Below are 12,782 nucleotides of genomic sequence, written 5' to 3'. Positions count from 1 at the left end.
TTGCCAAAACTATGTTGTTACATTTTGCCAAAATATTTCTACGAACGTAATATATTTTTTATACGCAATTTTAGCAGCAGAGGTTGCCCTTTTCGTAGTACCAAAATGCGCACTATGTTCCCCGCATTCTGCAAAGCAGTTTTAAAAACTTGTACATTATTACTAAAATTATTATCAATAGATAGAATAATATCATCAGGTTTAAAGCCAGCTTTTTCGCCTGGCGAATTAGGCATGATATCAACTACCACAATATTTTGTTCTATTTGATAAATTCCTAAACCTGTGTAAGAATAGTCAAATTCATCTTTAAAATGACTATTGGGCTTTAGGTAAATACTTTGTTCGGGGTAATTTAATGTAATATTAAATCGACGCAATAAATCGTTACCCAATAAACCTCCTAGCAGCGGATAGCTTGTAACATTATAATCGTCTGCGAAAATATATACTGGAACTTTCTTAAACTTATAACCACCAATTTGTACAGATTTAATTACCGTTATATCCATTGTTTTTTTACCACCAAGCCCTTCGGCTTGAGTAGGGTAGCGCCTACTTTTCTTTCTTAACACCATACTATCCGTTACATAATCCTCCGATAATAGCATACATAAGCCAGCACCTGTGTCGAAAATAAAGCGATTGGTAAATACGCGTTCATCTGCTATTTGCGCTTGCGGAAAAACGAGTGAAGAAAAATTGGGTTTCATCAAATAGCCGCCATTGGGATATTTGATGGTTCCTGGCGCAAGTATTTCAATTTTTAAAAGGTCATAATCTATTTTTACAATATACCTACGAAAAAAGCTAAAGCCTATGATACCATCTATTTTTACACCATAAACACTTGTGAGCAGGTCGTAATTATTAATATGAAAATCTAAGTGTTGTACCGCTAAACCAGGTAATTGCAAGGAATGGTTGTTGGTAAAAGCCACCGTTTTTATACCTGCAATACCACGAATTGTTTTATCGCTGATTGCTGTAACCATTTTATAAGTAACCACCGTTTCAGAATCTAACGAAATGCCACCACTACCTGTGTCTAATACAAAATTGAGCGTATCAGCTATATCGTCTATTCTTGCCCTTACGATGATAATACCACCACTAAGTTGTGTAAATGAAAACTTGGTAAGCAATGTTGCTTGAGGTGGTACAAACTCTTCTTGTGCAGCAACATTATAACAAGCAATTATTGCCACATAGAATAGCAATAATTTCGACGTACAATATAGCTGTTGCAATTTCATATTAGTAGCAAGTCATACTTATGTAGAAGCATTTATTAAGCAATCTATTTTTAGCCTATTTTAAACGCTCTAGCGCTTGTAATAGTTTAATCCCAAGTGCGTCGCCATTGGTAGCATTATTAGTAAGTACAGTTACTACTATGCCTTTCGCCTCATTAACACACAACATGGTTCTACAACCATATGTACCACCACCATGCTGCCACACCACATCTGCATCCTCTACTAAAAAGTGCCAACCAAGCGCTACTTTTTGCACACCATCACTAAAAGTTGGTTGGTGTGCCAATTGGTTATACGCCTGCAAAGGACTTTTAAACACCGCCAATTGCTGCTTACCATACCGCAATAAATCTGCTGCATTGCTTTTGATAGCGCCGCAAGCCGCCAAACTTTTAAAACGCCAAGCAGGTACAGCTTCCCCTTTTTCGTTATAACCTTGTGCTAGTAAGGTGCTGTCTTGTTGTGTTAGGGTTATTTTAGTATTGTTAAGGCCTACTGGTTTGGCTATTTGTTCCAATACCAATTGCTCGTAGGATTTGTTGTAAATGCGTTCTAGTATTACCCCAAGTAGGCCTACCGCAAGATTACTATACTCATACGTAACGCCGGGCTTACGCGTTGCCTTGAACTGTTTTAAAAAAGCAAATAGTGCTGCATTATCGTAGTTCTCATAAGGTTGCAGGTAGTTGGTAACTGTAAAGCTGATATTAATCGGCATGCGTGGCAAACCAGAACTGTGGTTGCTGAGTTGTTGCAGGGTTATTGCTTGCAAGTCAGTATTAGCAGCTACGCTATCAGGTAAATATTTGGTAATGGCATCCTCCAAATGTAGTTTTTTATCTATTACCGCTTTCGCTAATAAAGTAGCTGTAAAGGTTTTGGTGATAGATCCAATTTCATATAAAGTGGCATTAGTAGGCAATTGTTTATTGTCTTTAGCCGTTTCGCCATAATTATAAAAATAATCTTTTCCATTTATATAAATGCCCACACTAGCGCCCACATTACCTAAAGTGTTTATGTAATTTTCAAGCAGGGTATCTACCGTTTTATCTAGTGATGTTTGCTTAGCATTATCGGTAGCCGACGGCACTTTTTTTCGTGTATCATCTTGAAACGGCTGAATTAAAAATACTTGTATTTTATCTGTATTATCTAAGCTTATCAATAGTTGTAGCGGCACAATACCATCCATTTTATACTTATTAATGCCATTTTTGCTGCGCAAAAAACTAATATTTCTAAAAGGCATTAGGCCATACAATTGCTTTTCGCATACTGCTATCCATGTATCATGAGGTAAGGCTTTTTTAAAGGCTTCACCTGCTAATGTATAAGCACTATCTGCTTGCTTATGGGCTAAATATTGTAATAATTTCTGGGCAACACTATCAGTTTTAATTTCTTGGATAGTGGTTGGTTGTTGCGCTTGCACTTGTAAGAATACACAGCAAAAAAAGCAGAGAGACATTAGACATTTCATGAAACATATATTTTACAACCATAAAAATACCTATTTAAACCATGCCAATGCCGCAGGTTTGCAACAATGCGCCCTTACCTTTGTTGATAGATTTAAATAGTATCGTATGCAGCTAGCAGATTTGTACCAAAAAGCCCTGCGCTTTGAGTTTTTGAGCATAGAGGAAGGCATGTTTTTATTTGAAAATGCGCCATTAACCGAATTAATGAATGTAGCAGACGAACTGCGCAAAATACAAGTACCACATGGCAAAGTCACTTGGCAAATAGATAGAAACGTAAACACAACAAACGTATGTATTGCCAACTGTAAGTTTTGCAATTTCTACCGGATACCAGGCCATGCAGAAGCTTATATTACCGATATGCCTACTTACCGTAAGAAGATCACCGAAACCTTAAAATGGGGTGGTGATCAATTATTACTGCAAGGTGGCCACCATCCAGATTTAGGCTTGCAGTTTTATGTAGATACGTTTAAAGCCATCAAACAAGAGTTTCCTACCATTAAAATACATGCTTTAGGACCACCAGAAGTAGCCCACATCACCAAACTTGAAAAAAGTACTCACCATGAGGTGTTAAAAGCATTGAAAGAAGCTGGTATGGATAGCTTGCCAGGTGCAGGCGCCGAAATATTGGTAGATAAGGTAAGACGTTTAATTAGTAAAGGCAAATGCGGTGCTGATGAATGGCTAGAAATTATGCACCAAGCCCACAATCTAGATATTACCACTAGCGCCACTATGATGTTCGGCCATGTAGAAACCCTAGAAGAACGTTTTATACACTTAGTAAAAATTAGGGAGATACAAGCCAAGAAACCAGAAAACGCCAAAGGCTTTTTAGCATTTATCCCTTGGACGTTTCAAGATGTAGATACCCTTTTGACTAGAATACGTGGTGTACAAAACCTAACCACGCCAGACGAATACATACGCATGATTGCCATTAGCCGTATCATGCTACCAAATATTAAAAACATACAAGCAAGCTGGCTTACAGTGGGCAAGCAAACTGCACAAATAACTTTACATGGTGGTGCTAACGATTTTGGTAGCATTATGTTAGAGGAAAATGTGGTAAGTGCCGCCGGTGCGCCACACCGCTTTACCTACAAAAGCATACAAGAAGCCATTAAAGAAGCTGGCTTTGAACCACAACTACGCACACAACAATACGAGTGGCGAGAAATACCTAGTATGATTGAAGAACAGGTGATAGATTATTAGGAGATTATCTTAATTTAGTTTCACTGGTATTATAAATAGAAAGAGACTTAACCTTACAAAAAAGGCTGCCGAATTCGGCAGCCTTTTTTGTAGGAAATTATGTTTGTTTATTCAGTCACATCTACTTTTTTGGCTTGGTGCTTACCGCTAAAATAGCTGTATACCGCAGGTATTACAAATAGGGTAAGTATCAATGAAAATAGGATACCGCCTACGATTACAATACCTAATGGTATACGGCTTGTACTACCTGCACCTAAACTTAGGGCAATAGGTAAGGCACCTAATGAGGTAGCCAAACTTGTCATTAAGATAGGGCGTAAACGTTGCTGCGAAGCTTCTATCACCGCTTCCATTTTACTGAGGCCTAGTTCACGTTTCTGGTTGGCAAACTCTACTATCAAGATACCATTTTTAGTTACCAAGCCTATCAACATAATCATACCAATTTCTGAGAAGATATTGATGGTCTGCTTGAATAAATACAAACTAAGTAAGGCACCACTTAATGCCAATGGTACGGTAATCATTATGGTAAATGGATCGATAAAACTTTCAAACTGCGCGGCTAATACCAAGTAAATCAATATTAAAGCCAAACCAAAGGCAAATACAATATTAGAACTACTTTCCGCATAATCACGCGATGGACCACTCAACGCGGTTTGGAAGGATTCATCTAATAAGCGTTTGGCAATGGCATTCATCGCATCAATACCATCGCCAATGGTTTTGCCTTCGGCTAATGAAGCAGAAATAGTAGCTGCTTTGTAACGGTTAAAATTGTACAATGTAGCTGGGTTACTACTAGATTCTAGATGCACTACCGAGCTTAAAGGAATATTATCACCATTCTTATTGCGTACATACAATTTAGAAATATCATCTGGCTGGTTACGGCTATCGCGTTCTACTTGGGCAATCACTTGGTATTGGTAGCCCTTCATGATAAAATAAGCCAATCTACCACCACTAAACGCACTCTGTATTGCTGATACCACATCTTGGCTAGACAAGCCAAGGTCTCGCACTTTCGTTCTATCGATGGTTAATTGTACTTCTGGCTTGTTAAACTTTAGGTTAACATCGGCATTAGAAAAGGTTTTATCCTTACGTACCTCCTCTAAAAACTTAGGAATAATTTCTTTTAGCTTACTTAACTCGAGGTTTTGTAATACAAATTGAACTGGTAGCGAACCCCTTGATGACAAGCCTACAGAAATTGTTTGTTCTTGTACTGGAAAAATTCTCACATCATTAAAACGACCTAGTTTTTTCTGCAAATCAGAAGCTATTTCCATTTGCGAGCGCTTACGTTGATCGGGTTCTACAAGCCCTAACCTCGGCTGCGACTGATTAACCGCACTTCCAGAACCACCACCACTTACACGAGCAAAAACAAAATCGCGTTCAGGCACCGAATCGTTTAAGTAGTCCGCTATTTTATCAGTCATTGTGTTCATCGCATCAAAGCTGGTACCCTCTGCAGCCGTAACCGTAAAGCGAATACTGTTTCTATCTTCAAGTGGCGCTAGCTCACTTTGCAACGATTTCATAATAAAGTATATCATACAAATACACGCTGCAATAATTACCCAAGCCACCCAACGAACACGCATAAAACCTTGTAATAAACGTTTGTATCCGTTTTCCATGCCTTTAAAAAAAGGCTCGGTACGCTCGTAAAACTTACCATGCCCCGCATCTTTTCTGTTTAGATACACGTTAAGCACCGGTGTAATAGTAAGCGATACAAAAGCAGATATTAATACCGCCGCAGCTAGTGTTACACCAAACTCGCGGAACAATCTACCCACAAAACCTTCTAAGAAAATAACTGGTAAAAACACCACTGCCAATGTAATAGACGTAGACACGACGGCAAAAAATATTTCCCTACTACCTTCTAATGCTGCCTTGCGAATGGGTAAACCTTCTTCTAGCTTTCTAAAAATATTTTCGGTAACCACAATACCATCATCTACCACCAAGCCCGTTGCTAAAACAATGCCTAGTAGGGTTAATATATTTACCGAGAAACCTGCGATGTACATGATAAAAAACGTAGCCACCAACGAAATAGGAATATCTATTAATGGACGTACTGCTATCAACCAATTTCTGAAGAAGAAGAAAATAACTAATACCACCAAGCCAAAAGAAATTAATAAGGTTTCTTTTACCTCTTCTAATGACTTACGAATATTGATGGTATTATCTATTAAAATTTTAAACTCAATATCAGATTTATTGTTCTTTTTTATCTGCTCCAAACGTTTGTAAAACTGATCGGCAATTTCAATATTATTAGCACCTGGCTGTGGCACTACCGCAAGCCCTACGGCATTCACACCATTGTATTTCCAACTCTGTTCCAAGGTTTCTGGTCCCAGTTCTATCCTTGCTACATCGCTAAGGCGCACAATACCAGCGGTATCTTCTCTGATAATCAGATCTCTAAAATCCTTTTCTGAGGTTAAACGACCAATGGTGCGGATGGTTAACTCGGTATTGTTGCCATAGATTTTGCCTGGTGGCAAATCAATATTTTCGGTAGAAAGGGCATTTTTAATGTCGGTAAATGCTACGCCAAACGTATTCATTTTATCTGGATTAAGCCACAAGCGCATTGAGTAGCGCTTTTGTCCAAATATGTTTACCGCACTTACACTGTTGATGGTCTGAATTTGCTGTTGCAATACATTTTCAGCGTAATCACTGAGTTCCATCAAACTTTTAGTACGGCTTTGTACTGCCAATATTAAGATGAAATCGCTACTAGCATCAGATTTTGAAACCACGGGCGGCGCATCAATATCTTGTGGCAAGCTACGTTGCGCCTGACTTACTTTGTCGCGCACGTCGCTTGCGGCTGCTTCTAAGTCAACCCCAAGATTAAACTCTACCGAAATATTACTACTACCAAGCGAACTAGACGATGTAATGGTTCTAATACCCGGTATACCATTAATTTGTTTTTCTAGCGGCTCGGTAATTTGGTTACTAATAATATCCGAGTTAGCACCTGTATAGTTGGTACTTACGTTTACGACTGGAGGGTCAATGGCGGGATAATCTCTTACAGCTAAATAGGTGTAGCCCACTATACCAAATAGTATAATTGCAAGGTTCATAACCGTTGCAAGGACGGGGCGCTTTAACGATAATTCAGAAATATTCATAATAAAATTGAATGCCTTTTACAAATAACTAGTTTTTGTTTCCGCCAACTCGGCTGAGCCTTTTTAACGTCAGCTAACTTGGCTGAACGCTTTTTACAGCAATTTTTGCTTCCGCCAACATGGCTGATCCTTTTTTATGCCTTTTTAGCGTCAGCTAACTTAGCTGAACGCTTTTTACAACAATTTTTGCTTCCGCCAACTTGGCTGACCACATTTTACAACTGTTTAAACAGTATTTATTGTGGGTTCAAATCTTTTAACTGCTTTACACTACGTATTTTAAGTTTGGCTTTTGGTCTTGCAAATAGTACACCTGTTACCACAACAGTATCGCCTGCTTTTACACCATCGGTGATTTCTACCAAATTGGCTTGTCTTACACCAGTTTTAACAGGTATAAATTCTGCCTTACCACCTTTTATAACAATGACTTGGTTGTTTTTATCGTCTGGTATTAGGCAATTGGTAGGTATCAAAACGGCGTTATTGTCGTCTCCTGCATCTAAATAGGCTTTTACAAAGCCACCAGGATTAGCCCTGCCATTATCAAGTATAGCGCGTACTTTAAGGTTACGTGTAGCAAGGTTGGCTTGTGGTTCTACCGCTAGGATGGTCGCTTTTTGCTTTGCGCCTGTGCCATTATCTAATACCACATCTATCGTATTCCCTTTATGCAACATTTTAGCATAGGTTTCTGGTATGGTAAGGTCTACTTTTAATTTATCTACCTGCTGTATGGTAGCAATAATAGAAGCGGTTGTTACAAAAGCGCCGGGGCTTATTTGGCGCAAGCCTACTATGCCGCTAAATGGTGCTTTTACCACTGTTTTATCTATCAAAGCCTGTGTATATACCAAATCTGCCTTATACCCATTTACTTGATTGAGTATGGCATCATAGTCGGCTTGGTTAATACCATTTACAGATAATAATTTTCTATAGCGTTCTTCTGTTTTTTGGGCAAGTTCTAGCAGCACTTTGGTTTTAGCAATCTGTGCTTGCAAGTCGGCATCATTTATTTTAGCCATTAAAGTACCTTTTTCTATACGACTACCTTCTGGTACATTTAAGTAGGTAAGTCTACCACTAACTTCTGGATGAAGTTCTACATACTCTGCAGCTACTACGGTACCGTTCACTTCTACAGTATTACTTATTTTCTGAGCCGATGCTACTAACACATCTACCACTGTAAGCGGTGTTGTAGTTGGTTTTTTGTCGTCTTGCTTGTTTTTACAACTTACGGTGGCTACTAAAAGAACAATGGTAGTTAAAGAGAGAAATTTATTTATCATACAAAATAAATATGGGTTGGCTAAAATGAGATTTAAAGATAAATGCATTTGCCATTGCTGCTAGTTAAGTTTAGGATGAATGGAAAATACAGTGAGTAATGCCCCTAATTAGAGTAAATAAATAGGTATTTAAGATGTGTTTAATAATTGATTGACTGTATGAATCGCTGTTTGCAAACGTTGTTCGTAATTACCACTAATATCTACCCAAGGTGTAGATTGGTTGATAAGCAAATCTTTATAAATATGATACAGTTCTTTTCTTGGGGCTTCGTCGGGGTATTCACGGAGTTCATCTTTTACCCAAGGCAAATCGATATTACAGAGCAAGTACAAATCGTATGGTCGTGCCGCTATTTGGTCTAAAATAAACTGGTGACATTTGCCAAATACATACTCGCACCATACTTTCATAACGTACATATCTGTATCTATAAATACAGGTTGTATACCCTTAGTAGCAGTATTACTCACACTTGCCACCGCGGCTTCTTCAAGCGCAATTTGCCCCTGCGCTATTGTTAGCAAATCATCAAAGGTATACGCAGTGCCATTTGCATATAAATATTCTCTAGCATATTCGGCACAAGCAGCCGTTTGATAGTGTGCCGCTAATTGTTCTGTCAAAGTACTTTTTCCAGTACTTTCTGGACCAATTACGACGATGCGTTTTATTGGTGGTTCTGCCATGCTGGATTTGCTTTTAATACTTGGTGGTAAATGGCAAAATCGGCGGTATGAGCGCCTGGTAAATAACCCGTACTCATTAAAAACTCATTAACTATTTCGCCACCTGTAAACTTAAAATGTTGTTTAAACAGCTTCATCCATGCTTCCTTGGTTTTAGGATGGTGTTTATCGAGCCATGCTTTAAAACTGCCATGTTCTTTTTGTAAGTCAAGTATGCTATTGGCATTATGTATGGCTGCGTATATTTTCAATTTATTGCGAATAATACCCGCATCGTTTAATAAACGGGTAACATCAGCCTCTTGATAAGCCGCTACTTTTTTGATATCAAAGTGATGGTACGCTTTGCGAAAATTTGATTGCTTGTTTAAAATCGTGCTCCAACTAAGACCGGCTTGATTTATTTCTAGTATTAACCGACAAAACAACTCATTATCATCGTGAATAGGAAAGCCATAGTGCAAATCATGATAAATTTTGTGCACATTGCTATCTTCTAATGTGCTAACATAATCACAGTAGGTTTTAGGTGCATCCATAATAGTTTGGTGGCTTGTAAATACTTAAATTGCTCGGCGCGCCAAAGGTAGTAGGTTGGCAAGTAAAAATGATAGATTGAACTAGATAAGCAATAACTGTTACCAATAACATAAAATTTCTTATTCAAAAGGCGCAATGCTTACATTTGTAACGTTATGAGATTTACAATGATGGAATACAATACCGAGCGTAACCACTTAGGGCTGCGTGAATACGGTCGCCATATGCAACGTATGGTAGAATATGTAATGACAATTGAGGACAGAGATAAGCGCAATTTACAAGCCAAAGCAGTCATAGAATTGATGGGGTTTTTAAACCCACATTTACGTAACGTAGATGATTTCAGACACATGCTTTGGGATCACTTATTTGCCATCAGTGATTTTAAATTAGATGTAGATAGCCCTTACCCAATTCCACAAAAAGAAACCTATAAGCTGAAAGGCGAGCCGATGAAATATCCGCGCCGCTACCCTAAATATGCACACCTTGGCAAAAACCTAGAAATGGTGATAGACAAGGCTTTAAAAGAAGAAGATGCAGAAAAGAAAGTAGGCTTTGCCAATTCCATTGCCTACTACATGAAGCTCACTTATAGTAACTGGCACAAAGAACTGGTACACGACGATACGATAAGAACTGAGCTTAATATTATTACCGATGGTGCTTTAGAATTTAGCGCCACACCATTTATCAAGCATCGCGCTAATGCTGGTTTTGAGCGCGAAGAATTTGGTAATGGCAGAAATAACAATAACCGCAGACAAAACTTTAACGGTAGAAATAATAACAATAACCGACCACAAAGTGGTAATGGCAATAGACCTACTGGCAATAGAGATAGAAGCGCTGGCCCACAACGTGAAGGTGGCAATAGACCAAATGGTAATGCCCCTGCATCTAACAGAAACAACAATAATAGAAATTTTAAAAAACGCTACTAGTTTTTTTACGTGCATAGTAAACAAAAGCATCGATAGAACTATCGGTGCTTTTTTGTTTTACCAACTTATTCACTAACCAGGTTTCAAATTAAAGAACATCGCACCAACTTCTTACATTTACCGCTCAACTTTTTAACCATTACCATGGCATCATTTCAAGTAATTGGCGGCAATAAACTACAAGGAGACATTACACCACAAGGCGCCAAAAACGAGGCGTTACAGATATTGAGTGCAGTAGTATTAAGCTCAGAAAGCATTACCATACACAACATCCCAGATATTGTAGACGTGAACTTACTGATAGAACTTTTGCAAGATATGGGTGTAAAAGTAGATAGATTAAGCCGCCATAGTTGCACATTTAATGCCGACGAAATAGATATTGACTACCTAGCTTCGGAAGAATTTAGACATAAAGGTGGTAAACTCCGTGGCTCTGTAATGTTGGCTGGCCCTATGTTGGCAAGGTTTAAAAAAGCTTATATACCTAAGCCTGGTGGCGATAAAATTGGTAGAAGACGCTTGGACACGCACATTATTGGTTTTGAAAAGCTAGGCGCAAAGTTTGAGTATGACGAACAATTGCATTTTTTTAAACTTACTGCACCAAAACTACAAGGTGCTTATATGTTGCTTGACGAGCCTTCTGTAACAGGAACCGCCAATATTGTAATGGCGGCAGTTTTAGCCGAAGGCATCACTACTATTTACAATGCAGCCTGCGAACCTTATTTGCAACAGTTATGTAAAATGCTGAATAGGATGGGTGCAAAAATTAGTGGTATTGGTAGTAACATGGTGGTAATTGAAGGCGTAGCAACACTTGGCGGCACAGAACATACCATGCTACCCGATATGATAGAAGTAGGGAGTTTTATTGGCCTTGCGGCGATGACGCAAAGCAATATCACCATTAAAAATGCCGGTGTACAACACTTGGGTGTAATACCAGATAAGTTTGCCCAAATGGGTATTAAATTTTCGATAGAAGGGGATGATATTGTGGTGCCAGAGCAAGATAAATATGAAGTAGCTACATTTTTAGATGGTGGTATCTTAACCATTTATGACCATCCTTGGCCAGGCTTTACACCCGACCTAATTAGCATTATGCTGGTAGTGGCAACACAAGCAGTAGGTAGTGTGTTAATTCACCAAAAGATGTTTGAAAGCCGTTTGTTTTTTGTAGATAAATTAATAGATATGGGTGCGCAGATTATCTTATGTGATCCTCACCGTGCAACAGTTATTGGCTTAGGTAGAAGATACCCGTTGCGAGGTATTACGATGAGTAGCCCAGATATTAGAGCGGGACAAGCATTGTTAATTGCGGCTTTAAGTGCTGAAGGAAAAAGCACGATTCAAAATATTGAACAAATAGATAGAGGCTACCAATACATAGATACAAGGTTGAAAAACTTGGGTGCGGATATAACTAGAGTTGGATAAAATTCTCAACTAGCGCTGAATAATCACTCTTGTACCAACAGGTAGTACGTCGAATAATTTGTCAATATATTCATTCTTGGTACTTACACAACCCATGGTCCAATTTTGATATAGGTCTACGGCAAACTCTTCATGCGGCCATGTACCATGAATACCTATTGAGCCGCCAATCTTAGCATTAGCAGGAATAATACCTTGTGCTTTACGTTCATTAAATTTTTGATAACTCTCTGCATTTGGATAATCTATAGATAAAAATCTTTCCCACTTTGCGTGTGGGCGCTTTGCAACAATATGAAACGTGCCTTCAGGTGTTTTTCTATCACCTTCTACCAATTTATCGCCTAAATCTTTGCTGCCAAATACAACAGGATAGGTAACTAGCCAATTATTAGCCGCATCGTATACCTTTAATTCGTAATCACTTTTGTCTATAATTACATAAAAATCATCTTTACCCGCAGTACCCAAATACTTAAATGAGGTGGTTGCTGCTAAAATAAATATCAATAAAGCAAAATTGCGCAGAGACTTCATTCGGTGGATTAATTTGTAATTAATAACGTGAATTTCGGTAAAAGATTATTTGCGGGTTGTTAAATTTTCAGATTTAGAGATAATTTAAGAAATGGAGCAAGTAACTCGATTGTATTACCAATTACGCTTTAGCAAGTTTCCAAAGAAAATTGGCCTACAGATTAAA

General features: G+C 38.4%; 10 protein-coding genes. 3 read left to right on the top strand and 7 right to left on the bottom strand.

Annotation, left to right across the window (positions count from 1 at the left end; all coding sequences use genetic code 11):
• Positions 1 to 38: 38 nt before the first annotated feature.
• A complete protein-coding gene (locus tag ACFOW1_RS14385; protein ID WP_379015207.1) occupies positions 39 to 1,256 on the bottom strand; it encodes an aspartyl protease family protein in 1,218 nt (405 codons plus the stop codon).
• 55 nt (positions 1,257 to 1,311) lie between these two features.
• Positions 1,312 to 2,742 carry a serine hydrolase domain-containing protein gene (locus tag ACFOW1_RS14380; RefSeq protein WP_379015206.1) on the bottom strand — a complete coding sequence of 477 codons (1,431 nt, stop codon included), beginning with the start codon at positions 2,740 to 2,742 and terminating at the stop codon, positions 1,312 to 1,314.
• Between the two features lie 106 nt (positions 2,743 to 2,848).
• Between ACFOW1_RS14380 and mqnC the strand changes: the two genes are divergently transcribed.
• A complete protein-coding gene (gene mqnC / locus ACFOW1_RS14375; RefSeq protein WP_379015205.1) occupies positions 2,849 to 3,973 on the top strand; it encodes a cyclic dehypoxanthinyl futalosine synthase in 1,125 nt (374 codons plus the stop codon).
• Between the two features lie 107 nt (positions 3,974 to 4,080).
• Here the strand turns inward: mqnC and ACFOW1_RS14370 are convergent, their stop codons facing one another.
• From ACFOW1_RS14370 to ACFOW1_RS14355, 4 genes are all read right to left on the bottom strand, one after another.
• On the bottom strand, positions 4,081 to 7,155 hold the full coding sequence (locus ACFOW1_RS14370; protein WP_379015204.1) for an efflux RND transporter permease subunit: 3,075 nt from the start codon (positions 7,153 to 7,155) through the stop codon (positions 4,081 to 4,083).
• 236 nt (positions 7,156 to 7,391) lie between these two features.
• Positions 7,392 to 8,450 carry an efflux RND transporter periplasmic adaptor subunit gene (locus ACFOW1_RS14365; protein WP_379015202.1) on the bottom strand — a complete coding sequence of 353 codons (1,059 nt, stop codon included), beginning with the start codon at positions 8,448 to 8,450 and terminating at the stop codon, positions 7,392 to 7,394.
• Between the two features lie 129 nt (positions 8,451 to 8,579).
• On the bottom strand, positions 8,580 to 9,140 hold the full coding sequence (locus ACFOW1_RS14360; protein ID WP_379015200.1) for an AAA family ATPase: 561 nt from the start codon (positions 9,138 to 9,140) through the stop codon (positions 8,580 to 8,582).
• Entirely contained in the window at positions 9,122 to 9,679 is a 558-nt protein-coding gene (locus ACFOW1_RS14355) for a DNA-3-methyladenine glycosylase I (protein WP_379015199.1), read from the bottom strand. The genes ACFOW1_RS14360 and ACFOW1_RS14355 overlap by 19 nt, the downstream gene beginning before the upstream one ends.
• A 156-nt stretch (positions 9,680 to 9,835) precedes the next feature.
• On the opposite strand from ACFOW1_RS14355, the gene ACFOW1_RS14350 reads away from it, so the two are divergent.
• Together ACFOW1_RS14350 and murA are read left to right on the top strand one after the other, a co-directional pair.
• On the top strand, positions 9,836 to 10,627 hold the full coding sequence (locus tag ACFOW1_RS14350; protein ID WP_379015198.1) for a DUF4290 domain-containing protein: 792 nt from the start codon (positions 9,836 to 9,838) through the stop codon (positions 10,625 to 10,627).
• 144 nt (positions 10,628 to 10,771) lie between these two features.
• Positions 10,772 to 12,079, top strand: coding sequence for a UDP-N-acetylglucosamine 1-carboxyvinyltransferase (gene murA, locus ACFOW1_RS14345; RefSeq protein WP_379015196.1), 1,308 nt, complete (start codon positions 10,772 to 10,774; stop codon positions 12,077 to 12,079).
• A gap of 9 nt (positions 12,080 to 12,088) precedes the next feature.
• Here murA and ACFOW1_RS14340 read toward each other — a convergent pair whose 3' ends face one another.
• On the bottom strand, positions 12,089 to 12,616 hold the full coding sequence (locus ACFOW1_RS14340) for a L,D-transpeptidase family protein (RefSeq protein WP_379015194.1): 528 nt from the start codon (positions 12,614 to 12,616) through the stop codon (positions 12,089 to 12,091).
• Between the last annotated feature and the right edge of the window lie 166 nt (positions 12,617 to 12,782).

It is taken from the genome of Parasediminibacterium paludis, assembly GCF_042651445.1.
Taxonomy (GTDB): Bacteria; Bacteroidota; Bacteroidia; order Chitinophagales; family Chitinophagaceae; genus Parasediminibacterium; species Parasediminibacterium paludis.
The sequence above is the reverse complement of the archived record's forward strand: the minus strand, read 5'-3'. Positions and strand labels throughout refer to the sequence as shown.

Bases quoted from the DNA above. Each gene is read 5' to 3' on its own strand.
- ACFOW1_RS14350 (WP_379015198.1), top strand. From the start codon at position 9,836: ATGAGATTTACAATGATGGAATACAATACCGAGCGTAACCACTTAGGG.
- ACFOW1_RS14360 (WP_379015200.1), bottom strand. From the start codon at position 9,140: ATGGCAGAACCACCAATAAAACGCATCGTCGTAATTGGTCCAGAAAGT.
- ACFOW1_RS14340 (WP_379015194.1), bottom strand. From the start codon at position 12,616: ATGAAGTCTCTGCGCAATTTTGCTTTATTGATATTTATTTTAGCAGCA.
- ACFOW1_RS14385 (WP_379015207.1), bottom strand. From the start codon at position 1,256: ATGAAATTGCAACAGCTATATTGTACGTCGAAATTATTGCTATTCTAT.
- ACFOW1_RS14380 (WP_379015206.1), bottom strand. From the start codon at position 2,742: ATGAAATGTCTAATGTCTCTCTGCTTTTTTTGCTGTGTATTCTTACAA.
- ACFOW1_RS14365 (WP_379015202.1), bottom strand. From the start codon at position 8,450: ATGATAAATAAATTTCTCTCTTTAACTACCATTGTTCTTTTAGTAGCC.
- ACFOW1_RS14355 (WP_379015199.1), bottom strand. From the start codon at position 9,679: ATGGATGCACCTAAAACCTACTGTGATTATGTTAGCACATTAGAAGAT.
- murA (WP_379015196.1), top strand. From the start codon at position 10,772: ATGGCATCATTTCAAGTAATTGGCGGCAATAAACTACAAGGAGACATT.
- mqnC (WP_379015205.1), top strand. From the start codon at position 2,849: ATGCAGCTAGCAGATTTGTACCAAAAAGCCCTGCGCTTTGAGTTTTTG.
- ACFOW1_RS14370 (WP_379015204.1), bottom strand. From the start codon at position 7,155: ATGAATATTTCTGAATTATCGTTAAAGCGCCCCGTCCTTGCAACGGTT.